The sequence below is a fragment of the Spirillospora sp. NPDC049024 genome, from assembly GCF_040649235.1.
Classification (GTDB): Bacteria; Actinomycetota; Actinomycetes; order Streptosporangiales; family Streptosporangiaceae; genus Spirillospora.
The window spans coordinates 92,271-108,780 of record NZ_JBEZFD010000028.1 but is presented as its reverse complement, the minus strand read 5'-3'; the positions used below and the strand labels follow the sequence as shown (position 1 = coordinate 108,780).

Below are 16,510 nucleotides of genomic sequence, written 5' to 3'. Positions count from 1 at the left end.
CAGAAGGGCAACACGCCGCAAGTCAACGCGGGAAACCCCGCCGCCGCTAGGAGACGGGGACCTTGTCGACCTTGCCGAAGGGGCCGGCGTTGAAGGTCACGGACGTGACGTTGCCGGGTGGGGCGGGAAGGTAGACGAAGCCTCGGACGGGCTCGTTGACCGCCGTGCGGAAGACGGCCCGTCCAGGATCGACATAGTTGGTGGGACGGCCCGGTGTCGGAGGGCCGACACGGACGGCGCGGTAGACGTCCTTCTTGCCCGGCACCTGGATCGAGAACGAACCGAACACCCCGCCCGGATAGCTCGGGTTCGGGTAGGACGCGTCCGGCGGCGTGGTTCCCGGCCCCTCGTTCACGATGTCGAACACGGCGACGATGTAGGCGCCGTCCCGGTAGAACGGTTTGACCTCAAGGCGCCTCTTGGCTGAGCCAAAGGGAGCCGTGCGGGACACCACCTTCTGGCCGTCCTGCGCACGGAAGGCGGCCGGTGAGCCGGAACCCGGCGCGCTCGACTTGAGCTGGTAGGTGAGGTCGACGCCGTCGCCGTCCTGCCGCCCGTTGGACGTGTAGGTGAATCCGGTGCCGAGCCTGGTCTTCATCTCGTTCAGGAGCGCCTGGGCCCGGTCTCCGGACACCTTCGCGTCACTGGCGTTCGCCACGAAGGTCAGCGCTCCGGCCGCCTGCGACTTGATCTGTTGGGCGACCCCGTCCAGGACCGCCTTGGCACCGCTCTTCAGCTTGCCCGAACTCGCCTCGAACAGGGCATCGCTCCGCAGGCTGACCGTGACGCTCGATCCGCTGGACGCGACGGTCCGGTCCTCCCCCTCGACGATGTCGTACAGGTCGACGGGGTTGCCGCTTGGCGCGCTCGTCGGGGGCGACGCCGACACCGTGCTGGAAGGGGACGTCGTGGGGGACGGGGAGGTCGTGATCGGGGACGGGGCTCCCGCCATGAACGGCTCCGCCCCGACTTCCGGCTCGGCCCCGACCGACGGAGAAGACGACGCCGAGGGAGACGTTGGGGACGACGGAGTCGACCCGCTCGGCGGTGCGTTCGAAGCGGACGGCGTCCCGGGCGAGGACGGCGTCGCCGACGCGGCCGTCACCGGGATTCCGCTGAACTCGCCGGCCGTCCCGGGTGTGATCGCGGTGACCTTCTGGACGGTCGCCGGGAGGGGCGGGTACTCGGCGGCCATCTCGCGGGACGTGCCGGGCGTGAAGCCGGAGCCGCTGGTGGTGCCGGTCGGCTTGTAGAGCCGGCGCCCGGCCGTGTCGAGGAGCGCGATCTCGAACGGGACCGACTTCACCGACGAGTCCAGTGACGTCACGCTGTAGCGCAGCACCGACTTCGCGGCCTGCCGCTCGACGCCCTTGATGTCCACGCGCGCGTGCAGGCCGTCCGCGCCGCCGAACCAGCCCTCCTTGGAGAACTCGCCCGCCGGCTGCACGACGGGGCTGGCGCCGCCCGCGCGCACGGTCGGCGGGGCGACCTTCTCGGCCCGGTCGGCATCGGCGCATCCGGCGACGACGAGCAGGCCGGCAAGGGAGACGGCGAGGGGCAGCGCACGCATCGGTCATCCGGTCGGGAGGGAACGGGCGAGGGACGCGGGCAACAGTAGTCAACCGCGACAGCCCCCGCCATAACGCCGACGAGGGGCACCGCTCCGCGGGCCTCCGCCCGGAGCCGATCCCGGGAACGGTTGCTACATGGACGCGGTGGAGGGCGGCCCGGGGTCCCGCAGGACGCGGTCGATCAACGTGTGCAGGTGGGAGCGGAACCGCTCGATCGTCTCGGAGGTGAGGGTGCTGCGGTAGCCCTGCGGCAGCGGGGCGATGTCGCGCCAGGGCGCGGGCTGATCACCGTGGTCGGGTACGCCGTAGGTGACGAACCCGGTCATCGACCACACCAGGGTCCACAGCATGTAGTCCACGTCGATGTCGGGGGCCAGCAGCGGCCGCGCCGCCTCGGCGACCAGGTTGGTCAGCGGTCGCTCGTAGCTCAACTCCAGATCGGCGCTGGCGGCGGCGTCTCCCAGCCACCGATGCAGCCACAGGCGGGCGATGTGGGGATGCGACAGATGGAAGTCCAGGTAGATGTCCGCCAGATCGTGCAGCCCCTGTGCCGACAGGGGCAAGGACGCGGACGCCTCCTCGAGCATCGACCGCTCCGCCATGTGGGCCCGTTCCATCACGGAGTGGTACAGCGCCGTCGTGCCCCCGGTCAGGTCCACGACGGTGGCGGTGTCCACTCCGGCGGCCGCGGCGATCATGCCGGCGGTCGTGCCGTCGAACCCCAGCTCGGCGAACAACCGGGTCGCGGTCTGGGTGATCCGCTCCCGAACAGAGTCCTCGTCCACGACGATCACTCTAGGTGCCGCTTCCACCCCGGAACGCGATCGGCAGGTGAAGGCGGCTTCAGGATTCAGTGCCGACGCAGAGGGGCGCGGCCATTGGCCGGGGGCGCGAGCACCGCGGGGACTCGCCCACCTGACAGCGCTGTGGCCCCGCCCGGGCGGGCGGGGCCACAGCGGTCGCTCAGGTGCTAGAACGCGTCTTCGGGGAGGTCCATCACGTCCAGGGTGGTGGACTCGGTGACGGCGCGGTCCGAGGCGAGGCGCGGCAGGACGGTCTGGCAGAAGAACTGCGCGGCCGCGACCTTGCCGGTGTAGAACGCCTTGTCGGAGTCGGACACGTCCCCGCCGCCGAGCGCGTTCAGGGCGACCTCGGCCTGGCGGCACAGCAGCCAGCCGACGATCAGGTCGCCGAGGCCGAGGAGCAGGCGCGAGGAGTTCAGCCCGACCTTGTACAGCTCCTTCGGGTTCTCCATCGAGGAGAGCGCCCAGCCGACCATCGGGTCGAGGATGCCCTGCACGTCGTCGAGGGCCCGGCCCAGCAGCGCGCGCTCGTTCTTGAGGCGGCCGTTGCCGGCCTCGGACTCGGCGAACTCCCGGATCTGCCCGGCGAGCACCTTCAGCGCCTCGCCGTTGTCCCGCAGGATCTTGCGGAAGAACAGGTCCTGGCCCTGGATCGCGGTGGTGCCCTCGTACAGGGTGTCGATCTTGGAGTCGCGGATGTACTGCTCGATCGGGTACTCCTGCAGGAAGCCCGACCCGCCGAGCGTCTGGAGCGACTCCGCGCCGAGCAGCGCGTAGGCCCGCTCGGAGCCGAAGCCCTTGACGATCGGCAGCAGGAGGTCGTTGACCTTCTCGGCCGTCTCGTCCTTGCGGCCCTCGAACTCGGCGACCTGCACGGCGTCCTGGTAGGACGCGGTGAGCAGCACGAGCGCGCGCATGCCCTCGGCGTAGGCCTTCTGGGTCATGAGGCTGCGCCGGACGTCCGGGTGGTGGGTGATCGTCACCCGCGGAGCGGTCTTGTCCGTCATCTGCGTCATGTCCGCACCCTGCACGCGCTCCTTGGCGTACTCCAGCGCGTTCAGGTAGCCGGTCGAGAGGGTGGCGATGGCCTTGGTGCCGACCATCATCCGGGCGTACTCGATGACGAGGAACATCTGCCGGATGCCCTGGTGGACGTCGCCGACCAGGTAGCCGATCGCCGGGTGCTTCTCGCCGAGGGTCAGCTCGCAGGTCGTGGAGACCTTGAGGCCCATCTTCTTCTCGACGTTGGTCACGTAGGCGCCGTTGCGCTCGCCGAGCTCACCGGTCTCCACGTCCACCAGGTACTTGGGGACGAGGAACATCGACAGGCCCTTGGTGCCCGGTCCGGCGCCCTCGGGGCGGGCCAGCACCAGGTGGAAGATGTTCTCGGCCATGTCGTGCTCGGCCGAGGTGATGAAGCGCTTGACGCCCTCGATGTGCCAGGTGCCGTCCGGCTGCTGGACGGCCTTGGTGCGCCCGGCGCCGACGTCGGAGCCGGCGTCCGGCTCGGTCAGCACCATCGTGGCGCCCCACTGCCGCTCGAGCGCCAGCTCGGCGAACTTCTTCTGCTCGGGCGTGCCGATGTGCCAGAGGATCTGCGCGAAGCCGGGGCCGGAGGCGAACATGTAGACGGCCGGGTTGGCGCCCAGCACCTGCTCGGCGACGGCCCAGGTGAGCGAGCGCGGAGCGCCGCTGCCGCCGAACTCGGGGGCGAGGTCGAGCCGGTACCACTCGGCGTCCATCCACGCCTTGTACGACTTCTTGAAGCCCTCCGGCATCGCCACGGCGCCCGTGGCGGGGTCGAACACCGGCGGGTTGCGGTCGGCGTCCTCGAAGGAGGCGGCGAGCGGGCCCTCGGCCAGCCTGTTCACCTCGTCGAGGATGCTGCGCACGGTGTCCTCGTCCAGTTCGGCGTACGGGCCGCTGCCGAGGAGGTCCTGGCGCCTGAACACCTCGAAGAGGTTGAACTCCAGGTCCCGGAGGTTGCTCTTGTAGTGCCCCATTCGAGACTCCGTCTGGTTCCGGCGGCGACCGGCGGCCCCGCTGCGTACTGGTCAGTAACTGAACATCATGCTACCCGCTGGTAACCACTGACAACCACCCCATTCGGGCGGTTTCGGGGGAGGCAGGCCACATCGATACCACGCGCCCGCCCCCCGCGTGACCGAAGTCACCGAGCGGCCCCGAAACCGCACCCTCATACGGCCCGCGCGCAAGGGGTGGCAAGATCGAGCGGGCGCGAATTCACCGCGGTGCACGAGGAGGTGCGCATTGAAGCAGGAGGAGCGGGACGAGGCGGCCGCCCCGAGGCTGACCGTCATCGGGACCGGCTACCTCGGTGCCACGCACGCGATCTGCATGGCCGTGCTGGGCTACGAGGTCCTCGGCGTGGACGTCGACCGGCGCAAGATCGAGCGGCTGGCGTCCGGCGAGGTTCCGATCTTCGAGCCGGGGCTGCCGGAGCTGCTCACGAAGGCGCTCGACTCGGGCCGGCTCCGGTTCACCACCTCCTTCGCGGAGGCCGGCGAGTTCGGGGACGTCCACTTCGTCTGCGTGGGGACGCCCCAGCAGGCCGACTCGGACGCCGCCGACCTGACCTACGTCGACGCCGCCGTCCGCTCCCTCGCGCCTCACCTGCGCCGCAGGTCGCTCGTGGTCGGCAAGTCCACCGTGCCGGTCGGGACGGCCGCGCGCCTCACCGGCCTCGTGCAGGAGCTGGCGCCCGCCGGGACCGACGTCGAGCTGGCGTGGAACCCCGAGTTCCTCCGCGAGGGCTTCGCCGTGGACGACACCCTGCGCCCCGACCGGCTGGTGTTCGGCGTCGCGTCCGACTGGGCGCACGAGCGGCTGCGGGCCGCGTTCAAGCCGGTCCTCGACCTCGGCACGCCGGTGATCCGGACGGACCTCGCGACCGCCGAGCTGGTCAAGGTCGCGGCCAACTCCTTCCTCGCCACCAAGATCTCCTACATCAACGCGATGGCCGAGGTCTGCGAGGCGGTCGGCGCCGACGTCAAGGACCTCGCCGACTCGCTCGCGCTGGACGACCGGATCGGCGGCAAGTTCCTGCGCCCGGGGCTCGGGTTCGGCGGCGGCTGCCTGCCCAAGGACATCCGGGCGTTCGCGCACCGCGCGGAGGAGATCGGCGTCGGCCAGGCCGTGGCGTTCCTGCGCGAGGTGGACGACATCAACCGGCGGCGCCGGGCCCGCACCGTCGACCTCGTCCGGGAGCTGCTCGGCGGCGACTTCGCCGGCAAGCGCGTCGCCGCGTGGGGCGCCGCGTTCAAGCCGAACTCCGACGACATCCGGGACGCGCCCGCGCTGGACGTGGCGCGCACGATCCACGGCCTGGGCGGGGACGTCCGCGTCTACGACCCGGTCGCCCTCGACAACGCCCGCCGCGCGTTCCCCGAGCTGACCTACGGCGAGAGCGCGTTCGACGTGGCGCGGGACGCCGACGTCGTCGTCCTGCTGACCGAGTGGTCGGACTTCCGGGAGGTCGAACCGGAGGCGCTGGCCGGGGTCGTCCGGCACAAACGGGTCGTGGACGGACGGCACGCGCTCGACGCCGCCCGCTGGCGCGCGGCCGGCTGGGAGTACCGCGCCCTTGGCCGCTCCTAGCGGGGAACACCCCGCGCCAAGGGGCCGTTGACGTCATCGAGGGCCCCGCTCAGGCGAGCGGTCTCTCCCGGACGAGGTGCGCCGTACCCGGCAGGCGAAGACGGCGCGTGACCGCAGTCGTCTCGTGTTCCGGGAGTGCCACCATGGCCTGGATCCTCGTCATCGTCGCCGGCCTCTTCGAGGTCGCCATGGCCCTGTGCCTCAAGGCCAGCAAGGGCTTCACCCAACCGCTCGAATCGGCGGGCTTCCTCGTGTCCGCCGTCGCGAGCTTCGGCCTCCTCACCGTCGCCCTGAAGCACCTGGAGGTCGGCACCGCCTACGCCGTCTGGGTCGGCATCGGAGCCGTCGGGACCGCGGCGCTCGGCATGCTCGTCATGGGCGACGAGGTCTCCGCGACGCGGATCGTCGCGCTCGCGCTCATCGTCCTCGGGGTCGTCGGCCTGAACCTCGCCGGAGGCGGGGGCCACTGACGGCCAGGTGCGGCCATCGATTTCGCAGGTCAGCAAAGTTCTCAGGAACGTAATCTCCCGTAACAGCGTCTATGGGACGAAGAGAGCGCGGGGAGTCGCTCGAACACGGGAGGACGGACCTTGGTCTTCAAGAAGCTGCGTCAGGCGATGGGCATCGGCGGCCCCTCGATCGAGACGGTTCTGCACGACCCGAACACCACGCCCGGCGGCGTCGTCACCGGCGAGATCGCCATCATCGGAGGCCAGTTCAACTCCGACATCAAGGCGGTGAACCTCGCCCTGCGCACCAGGGTCGAGGTCGAGTCGGGCGACAACGAGTACACCTCCAACCTGGAGTACTCCAAGATGCCGGTCGCGGGCGGGTTCAGCCTGCAGGAGGGTGCGCGGCACAGCATCCCGTTCCAGTTCCCGATCCCGTGGGAGGCGCCGCTCACCCACATGTACGGGCGCCCCCTGCACGGGACGACGGTCGGGCTGGCGACGGAACTGGAGGTCGCGGGCGCGCTCGACCCGGGCGACCTCGATCCCATCGTCGTCCACCCGCTGCCCGCGCAGGAGCGCATCCTCGTGGCGTTCTCCAACCTCGGCTTCCAGTTCCGGAACGCCGACTGCGAGAAGGGCCGCATCTGGGGCGTCCACCAGGAGCTGCCCTTCTACCAGGAGATCGAGTTCTACCCGCCGGGCCAGTACGCGCGCGGCATCAAGCAGCTCGAAGTGACGTTCGTGTCCTACCCGCAGTCGATGGAGGTCGTGCTGGAGCTCGACAAGCGCGGCGGGGTGTTCACCGAGGGCCATGACGCGTTCAGCCGGTTCACGGTCGACTACGCGACCGTCGAGCACACCAACTGGGAGCAGCAGCTCGACGGCTTCCTGCAGGAGGCCGGGCGCCGCCGGGGCTTCTTCTAGCCCGCCGGCAATACACGGGGGATCCCCTCCGCGATGTTGATCGCGGAGGGGATCTCCGCGTAGAAAGAGGTCCCGTGCCCCAGCCCCCCGGACTCAACGACGCGGAACGGCGCCTGTGGACGGCGTTCCCCACCGGTTCGACCGTCGTCCTCGGCGACGACCGCCCGGCCGGCCCCCTGCCCGACCGCATCGTCCGCGCCGAGATCATCACCCGGCTGCTGCTCGGGGAGCGCGAGGCCCGTCCCGGCGCGGTCGCGGCCGTCCGGCTCCGCGGCGCCTACGTCACCGGGCGGCTGGACGTCTCGGGCGGCCGCGTCGAGGCCGAGCTGCTCCTGGAGGACTGCCGGCTCGTCGAGGAGGCGGTGTTCGCCAACGCCGAGACGCGCCAGCTCCGGTTCTCCGGCTGCCGGATGCCCGGCTTCGACGGCGGCGGCCTGCGCGTGGACGGCTTCCTCAGCCTGTCCGGGTCGCAGATCGAGGGGGAGGTCCGGCTGCCGCGGGCGCAGATCCTCGGCGGCCTGCGGATGAACGGGACGCGGGTCACCGCGTCCGCGCCGGAGAAGTGGGCGGTCTCCGGCGGCGCGCTCGTCGTGGACGCCGGGGCGTTCATCAGGGACGCCGAGATCACCGGCGGGGTGCGGTTCGTGGGCGCGCGGATGAACGGCGGGCTGTTCATGGAGCGCACCACCCTCGTCAACCCGGGCCGCATCGCCCTGGACGCGCAGAACATGGTCGTCGAGGACACCGCGGAGCTGAGCCACGGGTTCAACGCGCTCGGCACCGTCCGGCTGCGCAGCGCCCGCGTCAACGGCATCCTGTCGTTCTCCAAGGGCCGGCTCGACTCCTCCGACCCGGCGCGGATGGCGCTGCACGCCAGCCACATGCAGGTCGACGAGCTGCTGCTGTGGCCGGAGGAGAAGATCAGAGGCCGGGTGTCGCTGTCGTACTCCAGGATCGACCTGATCCAGGACCACCCGGACATCTGGCCGGACGAGCTGTACCTGGACGGCCTGACGTACCAGACGCTGCGCGGCGGCAAGTTCAAGGACCGGCTCAGCTGGGTGTCGCGGGACACGCAGTTCTACCTCCAGCCGTACGAGCAGCTCGCCGTCTGGTACCACGGCATCGGCCACGACGATCTGGCCCGGAAGGTGCAGCTCGCCAAGATGCGGGCCCGGCGCCGCGGGCTGCACCCGGTCGCCCGCGCGTGGAACCACGTGCTCGACTGGACGGTGGGGTTCGGCTACCGGCCCTGGCTGGCGTTCGCGTGGTTCGCCGCCCTGCTGGCCGTCGGGACGACGGTGTTCTCGCTGGAGCACCCGCGGCCGGTCAAGCCGCGGGACGAGCTGCCCTCCTTCCACGCGCTGATCTACACGCTGGACCTGCTGATCCCGCTCGACACGTTCGGGCAGCAACTCTCCTACGACGCGGTGAACTGGTCCCGCTGGGTGGGGTACGCGCTCGTCGCGACGGGATGGGTGCTGGTGACGGCGCTGATCGCCGGCGCGGCCCGGGTGCTGCGCCCGAACTGAGCCGCCGCCCGAAACGGGCTCGCGCCGAACCACCGCGCCGCCCCGGGCGTCATTCCGGGGTAGGGGATCCACGAGAATGGGACGCCATGGGCACGTATCTGATCACGGGGGCGACGGGCGGCATCGGCACGGCGGTGGCGGAGCTGCTGCGCGAACGCGGGCACGACCTCCTCCTCACCGGCCGCTCCCCCGAGCGCCTCGACGGCCTCGCCGCGACGCTGCGCGGGGGCGCGAACGCCGCCACGCAGGTCATCAACCGGGGCGCGGTCGCCTCGCCGCCGCGCGCCGCGGCCATCGGCACGATCCCGCTCGACCTGACGGAGCCGCGCCGCATCGAGGCGTCGCTCGCGGAGGCCGGGATCCCCGCGCGGCTGGACGGCATCGTCCACGCGGCGGGCATGGTGCATCTGGGGACGGTCGCCGACACCGAGGCCGACGAGTGGATGGAGCACCTGTCGGTCAACCTCGTGTCGGCCGCGGAGCTGACGCGGCTGCTGCTGCCCGCGCTGCGCGCCGCCGAGGGCCACGTCGTGTTCGTCAACTCCACCGCGGGGCTGCGCGCCAATCCCGAGTGGTCGGCGTACGCGGCGAGCAAGTTCGGCCTGCGCGCGCTGGCCGACTCGCTGCGCGCGGAGGAGCCGTCCCTGCGCGTCACGACCGTGTACCCGGGCCGGACGGCCACGGACATGCAGCGCAGGGTCCGCGCCCAGGAGGGCCACCCTTACGCCGAGGACGACTTCGCCGCCCCCGAGACCGTGGCGCGCGTGCTGGTCGCCGCGCTGGAGACGCCCCGGGACGCCGTGGTCTCGGACGTCACCGTCCGGCCGAACCCGTCGCGGAGCTGACGGCCGCGTCGCCGCACCACGGCGACACGGCCGTCCTCCGTTCGTGGCGGACGGCGGGGCGTCCTCGTCCACGCCCCGTCGCCGACGTCAGGCGGGAGTGGTCGCCCGCCGCCGTGCCGCCAGCGCCAGCCCGCCGCCCGCGAGGACCGTCGCCAGACCCGCCCCGGCGAGCGCGGAGCTCGTCCCGGTGGAGGTGCCGCCGCCACCCGTCTCCACGCCGTCGGTGGGAATGACGCGGAGCTTGCGCAGGTACTTGACGTCGATGAACCCGTGCCGGAGCTGCACCGGGACATTTCCGCGGATCTCGGTGAAACCCTTCTTCTTGCAGTCGGCCCACGGCTTCGCGTGGTACTTCAGAACGCCCACGACCTTCGAATGCACATTCGGCATCTCGTGGACGTTGAGTCCGTGCGGCGCCGTGACGAGGTACTCGCAGAGCTCGACGTCCGTCTGCGCCTGCGCCGTACCGGCCCCCATCACCGCGAACGCCCCCGCGGCCGCTCCCGCGGCGGCCACGGCCATCGCTTGTCGCACGCTCATCCTTCTCCCCCTGATCGTTCCTTTTGGTGGGCGATGTCGCCCGCCTCAGGGGGACCGATACCCGACGAAGATCAAGAAGAGCCATGGTGACGACAAAACAATGGAGTCACCAGATTATCGTCTATTCGCAATAAGAAGCATTTAGAGCCGAATTCAGGACAACACGCCGAGCGTCCCTCAGGGTGCCTCGATCTTGCCGCGGCGCAGGAACCAGGAGGCGAGGACGCCGCCGAGCAGCCCGAACAGGTGGCCCTGCCACGAGATGGTGGGGTCGCTCGGGAGGACGCCGAGCAGCATCGTCCCGTACACGGCGACGACGGCGACCGCGATGGCGATGTCCGGCAGCCGCCGCTCGAAGATCCCGCGTCCCACCAGGTAGCCGAAGAACCCGAAGATCAGGATGCTCGACCCGAGGGTGTTGGCGGAGCTGAGGAACCACACCCCGAGCCCGCCGACCACAATGATGATCAGGCTGGCGGCCAGGAACTTCGCGATGCCCCGCGCCGCCGCGACGAAGCCGAGGATCAGGAACGGGACCGTGTTGGCCATCAGGTGTCCGAAGCCGGCGTGCATGAACGGCGCGGTGAAGATGTCGGGGAGGTCGTCGACGTCGCGCGGCTGGATCCCGAACCGGTCGAGCCACCCGTTCGTCGTGTAGTCGACCGCCTCCAGCACCCACATCGCGGCGGTCACGATGAGGATCAGCACCGCGGACGACAGGGCGCGGACGCCGTGCTTCGCCAGTCCCTCGGAACGCTGCCGGTCGGGGGTATAGCTCATGTCAGCCACCGTAAAGTCTGTACGTCCCTGGAACCGTCAACGAGCGGGACGGCCGGAAGGTGCCGACGACCTCGCGGCGGCGGCCTGCTGCTAGGCGGCCCTCTCCTGGGCGGCCGGCGCGTGCTCCGACTCGGAGGCGTCACCGCGCACCACGATCACCGGCAGGGGCCGCCGCGCCGGGGCGTCGGCCGTCCGGCGCAGGTAGCGCCGCTCCTCGGGGGTCGTACCGCCCCAGATGCCGTCGGGCTCCCCCACCCGCAGCGCCCACGCGAGGCAGTCGGCCTTCACGGGGCAGTTGGAGCAGATCGCCTTCGCGGCGTCCTCCTGAGCCTGGAGCAGCGGCGCCGAGTAGCCGATCGGGAAGAACAGGTCAGGGTCGGCCCCGCGGCAGATGGCGTGGTCGCTCCAGTGTTCCTCGTTCTCGTTCTTGTGCATTGACTTCTCCCTGCGCGGCGATGAGACCGCCGTCCGAGCCGGGGATCTCCACTCAGCGTAGTACTACGCATCGTAGTACTACAAGACATGGGCGAACGCTGCAACTTAGCGCCCGGATAACCTTGGAGGTGTGCAGAGTGATCAAGAAGTGACCTTCCGCGAGGCGACGGTGGACGATCTCCCTGAGATCGTCCGGCTTCTCGCCGACGATCCCCTGGGATCCACACGCGAAACACTCGGGGAGAAGATCCCGGAGGCCTACTTCAGGGCGTTCGCCGCGATCGAGAAGGACCCCAACAACAGCCTGGTCATCGCCGAGGTCGCCGGGGCGGTCGCCGGCACGCTGCAGCTCACCTTCATCCCCGGCCTCACCTACACCGGCTCCGAGCGCGCCCAGATCGAGGGCGTCCGGGTGGCCGCCGAGCAGCGCGGCAGCGGGATCGGCCAGCTCATGATCAACTGGGCGATCGACCAGGCCCGCGCGCGCGGCTGCCGCGTCGTCCAGCTCACCACCGACCGCCAGCGCCCCGACGCGATCCGCTTCTACCAGAAGATCGGCTTCCGCCCGTCCCACATGGGGATGAAGTACCACCTCACCTGAGCCGCGCCCCCGCGACGGCTCGCGGCGGGATCACCGCGGGTTCACGGCGTGGCGGCAGGGACGAGGGCGTCCCGCCACCGGGCTGTGTCGGTGTACTGGTGCAGCCAGGAGATCCTCCCGTCGGTGACGCGCCACAGATGCGCGAACTCCGCCTCGTACGAACGGCCGGTGGCCCTGGCCGTCCCCCGGTAGCGCCCGGTCACCACGACGAGGCCGTCCCCCGTCTCGTGCCAGGTCTCGGCGTAGGGGGCCGTTTCGAACTCGGCGAAGACCGCTCCCCACACGCGGGCGAGCGTCTCCTCGGGCCCCTGGAAGGCGCCGCCCGCGCCGCACGGCAGCCCGGGCGCGGTGTGCGCCTCGAAATCCGGGTGGAGGAGGGCGAGGATCGCCGCCCCGTCGCCCGCCTGGGCCGCGGTGTAGAAACCCTTGACGATCTCGGACGCCGTCATGGCTGCTCCTCGTGTTTTAGAGACGCTGTTCTAGAATCTCCTCACTACTATCATCGGAAGGACGTGCATGGGTAGGCCCGCCAAGTTCAGCGAGGACCGGATCCTCGACGCGGCGCTCGCGGTGACGGCCGAGGGCGGGCCCGCCGCCGCCACGATCGCCGCCATCGCCGACCGCCTCGGGGCGCCCTCCGGTTCGCTGTACCACCGCTTCGGGTCGCGCGACCTGCTGCTCGCCACCCTGTGGACCCGGTGCGTCCGCCGCTTCCAGGACGGTTTCGTCGCGGCCCTGGACGCCGACGACGCCGAGGCGGCCGCCCTGCACACGCCCCGGTGGTGCCGCGAGAACCCCGCCGAGGCCGCCGTCCTGCTCCTGCACCGCCGCCGCGACCTCGCCGCCGCCTGGCCCGCCGAACTCGCCGAGCCGCTCGACGCCCTGAACGCCCGCGCGGCGGGCGCGCTGACCGCCTTCGCCCGGCGCCGCGGCGTCGACCGCGACCGGCTGGTCTTCGCCACCGTCGACGTCCCCTACGGCGCGGTCCGCCGCCACCTGCTCGACCGCCGGCCCCCGCCGGCGCGGGTCGATGAACTGATCGCCACCACCTGCCGCGCCGTGCTCGCTCCCTAGCGGCCGCAAAGGCTTCTGTCCGTGTTCACCTTGGCGTGAAATGCTGGCTACCTGGGTGTGTGTCCAGATTTGTCACCCGAACCGGAGGAGCAGCGCGTGGCCGACAGGCATCTGGAGATCGAGCAGAAGTACGACGCCTCCGCCGGGTTCGTCCTGCCCGATCTGGACGGGATCCCGGGCGTGGCGTCGGTGGGCGAGCCCGAGGTCCAGGACCTGCACGCCACCTACTTCGACACCCCGGACCTGCGCCTCGCGGCCAACCGGATCACGCTGCGCCGGCGGCGGGGCGGGCCGGACGCGGGCTGGCACCTGAAGATGCCCGCCGGGCCGGACGAGAAGCAGGAGTTCAGGGCGCCGCTCGGGCGGCCCCTGCTCGTCCCGGCGCGCCTGTCCGGGCTGGTCGCCGCGCACACGCGCGGGGCCGAGCTGCGTCCCGTCGCGACCCTGGAGACCCGGCGGACGGTCGTGCGCCTGCTCGGCCCGGACGGCGAGGCCCTCGCGGAGGTCGCCGACGACCTGGTGACCGGGCGCGGGCAGGACTCCGATCCCGAGCGGTGGCGGGAGATCGAGGTCGAGCTCGCCGCCGGGCCGCCGGAGCTGCTGAAGGCCGCGGGCAAGCGGCTGCGGAAGGCCGGCGCGAAGAAGGCCAAGTCGGCGTCCAAGCTGGCGCGGCTCCTCGGGGACGCCGTCGCGCCCTCGGAGTCGGCCCGCCAGCGGGCCGAGGCCCGGTCGCGGATCACCGAGGCCATCGGCAACGGGAAGGCGCCGGCGATCACCACCGGCGAGGTCGTGCTGGCCTACCTCGCCGAGCAGGTCGAGGCGATCCTGCGGTTCGACCCCGGGGCGCGGCTGGGCGAGGACGACGCCGTCCACCGGATGCGGGTGGCGACCCGCAGGACCCGCAGCGCGCTGCGCGGTTACCGGACCGTCCTGGACGCGGAGCGGACCGCGCCGCTCGCCGCCGAGCTGCGCTGGCTGGCGCAGACCCTCGGCGAGGTGCGCGACCTGGAGGTGCTCCGGATGCGGTTCGCGGGGGCGCCGCGCGTCCTGCTGGACGATCTGGAGCGGCACGAGCGGGCCGCGTACCGGCACCTGAACTCGGCCCTGAAGGGGTCGCGGTACTTCACGCTGCTCGACGACCTGGACCGGCTGGTCGCCGACCCGCCCCTCGCGGCCGCGGCCGGCAAGAAGGCCCGCAAGGAGCTCCCCGCGCTCGTCACCCGCGCCTGGGACCGGATGGCCGGTGCCTACGCGTCGATCAAGACCTCCGGCGACCCCGACCTCGCGCGCCACGAGACGCGCAAGGCGGCCAAGCGCGCCCGGTACGCGGCCGAGCTGGCCGTCCCGGTGCTGGGGGCGGGGGCCAAGCGGGTGGTCAAGGACGCCAAGCGCATCCAGGAGGTCCTCGGCGCCCACCAGGACGCCGTGATCGCGATGGAGTACCTCGAGCGGGCCGCCGCCCGCGCCCGGACGACGGCCGACGCCTTCGCGCTCGGCGTGCTCTACGGCAAGGAGCGTGCGGAGTCGGAGAAGGCGCGCGACCTCCTGGCGACCACCTGGTCCCGCACCCTCGGCCCCTCGTTCTAGGCCGCCGGCGCGTCAGTCCACGAGGAGGCCGGCGCTGAGGTTGGCGACCGCTCCCGTCATCGTCCGGGCGCGGTCGGAGGCCGCGAACGCGGCGTACTCGGCCACGTCCTCGGGCGTCGGCAGGCGCCCGAGGAGCGTCCCCTGAGCGGCGCCCGCCAGCCACTCGTCCGTGGTCGCGCCCGCGCGGCCGGCCATCTCCGCGAACGCCTCGGTCACATGGGAGGCGCCCACCGACGCGGGGATCGCGTGCGGCCGGAGGCAGACCACCCGCACCCCGTCGGGGCCGAGCTCGCCCGCCAGGATCCGGGAGAAGGCCTCGACGGCGGCCGAGGAGACGCCGTTGCCGAGGAAGCCCCGTCCCGTCAGGCGGGCGCCGGGGGTGGACAGCGTGAGGACGACGCCCGAACCGTGCTCCGCCAGGTGGGGAGCGGCCGCCTTCGCGGTGACGAAGAGCGCGCGCAGGTATCCGTCGATCGGCGCCATGAACTGGTCGAGGCCGAGCTCCGCGAGCGGGGGCCCCTGCACGTGGGGGACGCCGACCGCGTTGACCAGGATGTCGAGGCGTCCGGCCCGCTCGACCACCTGGTCCAGGTGACGGCGCACGCCGTCCTCGTCCGCGGCGTCGACCAGGGCCGCCTCCGCTTGGCCTCCATCGCCGGTGACGCTCTGCACCACGCGGTCCAGCGGCGCGCGGGTGCGTCCGACGACGTGCACCTGGGCGCCTTCACGCGCGAAGGTGCGCGCGATCGCGCCTCCGACGATGCCCCCGCCGCCGTAGACGACGGCGACCTTCTTCTCCAAGGTCGTCACAGTTCAGTCCTCGTCTCGAGTGTGGGTTCGGCTGAGCCCGCGCAGGCAGTCCGACCAGCCGGCGTGGTGCGAGGTCCGCGCTTCCTCGTCCGGAAGCCCGACCTGGTGGACCTCCACGACCGTCGCGCCGGGGGACGGCCGGAAGGTCACCGTCACCACCGAGTCCCGGAACCGCGTCGCGGGAGAGGACCAGGTGAACACCAGCCGCCGGGGCCGGTCGATCTCGCGGTAGGTGCCGGAGTGCAGGATGGACGACTCGTCGTCGACCATGACGATGCGGAACGTCCCGCCCTCGCGCGGATCCGTCTCGGCCCGGGTCTCCCTGATGCCGGACGGCCTGAGCCACGCTCCGAGGCTCCGCGCGTCCAGCCAGGCGTCGAAGAGCTCCTCGGGAGAGGCGGCGATCTCCCGCCGGACGGTCACCGAGTACTCATTGGTCACGATGCCCCCTCAGCGTCGTCCCGGCCGGCGTCGTCCCGGTCGGTGTCGGCACGGTCGGTGGCGGCACGGTCGGTGGCGGCACGGTCGGTGTCGGCACGGTCGGTGTCGGCACGGTCGGTGGCGGCACGGTCGGTGGCGGCGGAGCCGGTCACGAAGGCGTCGAGCGCGGCGAGCCGCTCGCTCCAGAAGCGGCGGTAGTGCTCGATCCAGGCGGCCGCCTCGGCGAGCGGCGCCGCGTCCAGGGTCAGGATGTGCTCGCGGCCTCGCACGGTCCGCCGCACCAGCCCCGCGCCCTCCAGCACCCGGATGTGCTTGGACGTCGAGTTGAGGGAGATCGGGAAGGCCCCGGCGACGTCGGTCACCCGGGTGTCGGACTCGGCGAGCCGGGCCAGGATGGCGCGGCGGGTGGGGTCGGAGACCGCCGAGAAGACGGAATCGAGCAGGTCGCCCTGATATTCACCCATAGGGATGAATATAGAGGTCAGCCAGGGAAAACC

18 protein-coding genes and 1 riboswitch are annotated in these 16,510 nt (G+C 71.6%); of the genes, 8 read left to right on the top strand and 10 right to left on the bottom strand.

The window, feature by feature from the left end; all coding sequences use genetic code 11:
• Positions 1-46: 46 nt before the first annotated feature.
• From AB0C21_RS37420 to AB0C21_RS37410, 3 genes are all read right to left on the bottom strand, one after another.
• A complete protein-coding gene (locus AB0C21_RS37420) occupies positions 47-1,570 on the bottom strand; it encodes a hypothetical protein (RefSeq protein WP_500210748.1) in 1,524 nt (507 codons plus the stop codon).
• Between the two features lie 132 nt (positions 1,571-1,702).
• Positions 1,703-2,356, bottom strand: coding sequence for a TetR/AcrR family transcriptional regulator (locus tag AB0C21_RS37415; protein WP_500210746.1), 654 nt, complete (start codon positions 2,354-2,356; stop codon positions 1,703-1,705).
• A 185-nt stretch (positions 2,357-2,541) separates the two neighbouring features.
• Positions 2,542-4,377 carry an acyl-CoA dehydrogenase gene (locus AB0C21_RS37410; protein WP_500210745.1) on the bottom strand — a complete coding sequence of 612 codons (1,836 nt, stop codon included), beginning with the start codon at positions 4,375-4,377 and terminating at the stop codon, positions 2,542-2,544.
• A 355-nt stretch (positions 4,378-4,732) separates the two neighbouring features.
• Here AB0C21_RS37410 and AB0C21_RS37405 point away from each other — a divergent pair, with 355 nt between their 5' ends.
• From AB0C21_RS37405 to AB0C21_RS37385, 5 genes are all read left to right on the top strand, one after another.
• Positions 4,733-5,992: a UDP-glucose dehydrogenase family protein gene (locus AB0C21_RS37405; protein ID WP_500210768.1), complete on the top strand. Its 1,260-nt coding sequence runs from the start codon at positions 4,733-4,735 to the stop codon at positions 5,990-5,992.
• Between the two features lie 50 nt (positions 5,993-6,042).
• A riboswitch (guanidine-III (ykkC-III) riboswitch) is annotated at positions 6,043-6,102 on the top strand.
• 33 nt (positions 6,103-6,135) lie between these two features.
• Positions 6,136-6,462 carry a DMT family transporter gene (locus AB0C21_RS37400; protein WP_500210744.1) on the top strand — a complete coding sequence of 109 codons (327 nt, stop codon included), beginning with the start codon at positions 6,136-6,138 and terminating at the stop codon, positions 6,460-6,462.
• A 120-nt stretch (positions 6,463-6,582) separates the two neighbouring features.
• Positions 6,583-7,368 carry a sporulation protein gene (locus AB0C21_RS37395; protein ID WP_149260392.1) on the top strand — a complete coding sequence of 262 codons (786 nt, stop codon included), beginning with the start codon at positions 6,583-6,585 and terminating at the stop codon, positions 7,366-7,368.
• A gap of 74 nt (positions 7,369-7,442) precedes the next feature.
• Positions 7,443-8,900 (top strand): hypothetical protein, encoded by a 1,458-nt coding sequence (locus AB0C21_RS37390; protein WP_500210742.1) that lies wholly within the window; start codon positions 7,443-7,445, stop codon positions 8,898-8,900.
• Positions 8,901-8,986: 86 nt separating this feature from the next.
• Positions 8,987-9,745 (top strand): SDR family oxidoreductase, encoded by a 759-nt coding sequence (locus AB0C21_RS37385; protein WP_500210741.1) that lies wholly within the window; start codon positions 8,987-8,989, stop codon positions 9,743-9,745.
• Between the two features lie 87 nt (positions 9,746-9,832).
• Here AB0C21_RS37385 and AB0C21_RS37380 read toward each other — a convergent pair whose 3' ends face one another.
• From AB0C21_RS37380 to AB0C21_RS37370, 3 genes are all read right to left on the bottom strand, one after another.
• Entirely contained in the window at positions 9,833-10,285 is a 453-nt protein-coding gene (locus AB0C21_RS37380; RefSeq protein ID WP_500210739.1) for a hypothetical protein, read from the bottom strand.
• Between the two features lie 177 nt (positions 10,286-10,462).
• On the bottom strand, positions 10,463-11,065 hold the full coding sequence (locus tag AB0C21_RS37375; protein WP_149260396.1) for a rhomboid family intramembrane serine protease: 603 nt from the start codon (positions 11,063-11,065) through the stop codon (positions 10,463-10,465).
• A 90-nt stretch (positions 11,066-11,155) separates the two neighbouring features.
• Positions 11,156-11,500: a WhiB family transcriptional regulator gene (locus AB0C21_RS37370; RefSeq protein ID WP_353818480.1), complete on the bottom strand. Its 345-nt coding sequence runs from the start codon at positions 11,498-11,500 to the stop codon at positions 11,156-11,158.
• Between the two features lie 148 nt (positions 11,501-11,648).
• On the opposite strand from AB0C21_RS37370, the gene AB0C21_RS37365 reads away from it, so the two are divergent.
• A complete protein-coding gene (locus tag AB0C21_RS37365; protein ID WP_500210767.1) occupies positions 11,649-12,101 on the top strand; it encodes a GNAT family N-acetyltransferase in 453 nt (150 codons plus the stop codon).
• 41 nt (positions 12,102-12,142) lie between these two features.
• On the opposite strand, the gene AB0C21_RS37360 is transcribed toward AB0C21_RS37365, so the two are convergent.
• Entirely contained in the window at positions 12,143-12,550 is a 408-nt protein-coding gene (locus AB0C21_RS37360; RefSeq protein ID WP_500210738.1) for a nuclear transport factor 2 family protein, read from the bottom strand.
• Positions 12,551-12,617: 67 nt separating this feature from the next.
• On the opposite strand from AB0C21_RS37360, the gene AB0C21_RS37355 reads away from it, so the two are divergent.
• A complete protein-coding gene (locus AB0C21_RS37355; RefSeq protein WP_500210737.1) occupies positions 12,618-13,175 on the top strand; it encodes a TetR/AcrR family transcriptional regulator in 558 nt (185 codons plus the stop codon).
• 96 nt (positions 13,176-13,271) lie between these two features.
• A complete protein-coding gene (locus AB0C21_RS37350) occupies positions 13,272-14,762 on the top strand; it encodes a CYTH and CHAD domain-containing protein (protein WP_500210736.1) in 1,491 nt (496 codons plus the stop codon).
• A gap of 12 nt (positions 14,763-14,774) precedes the next feature.
• On the opposite strand, the gene AB0C21_RS37345 is transcribed toward AB0C21_RS37350, so the two are convergent.
• From AB0C21_RS37345 to AB0C21_RS37335, 3 genes are read right to left on the bottom strand one after another with little or no spacing between them, the layout of a single operon-like run.
• The gene (locus tag AB0C21_RS37345) at positions 14,775-15,572 is read right to left on the bottom strand and encodes an SDR family NAD(P)-dependent oxidoreductase (protein ID WP_500210734.1); all 798 of its coding nucleotides are present in this window, start codon (positions 15,570-15,572) and stop codon (positions 14,775-14,777) included.
• 3 nt (positions 15,573-15,575) lie between these two features.
• On the bottom strand, positions 15,576-16,013 hold the full coding sequence (locus tag AB0C21_RS37340) for an SRPBCC family protein (RefSeq protein ID WP_500210732.1): 438 nt from the start codon (positions 16,011-16,013) through the stop codon (positions 15,576-15,578).
• Positions 16,010-16,477 (bottom strand): ArsR/SmtB family transcription factor, encoded by a 468-nt coding sequence (locus tag AB0C21_RS37335; RefSeq protein WP_500210730.1) that lies wholly within the window; start codon positions 16,475-16,477, stop codon positions 16,010-16,012. The genes AB0C21_RS37340 and AB0C21_RS37335 overlap by 4 nt, the downstream gene beginning before the upstream one ends.
• Between the last annotated feature and the right edge of the window lie 33 nt (positions 16,478-16,510).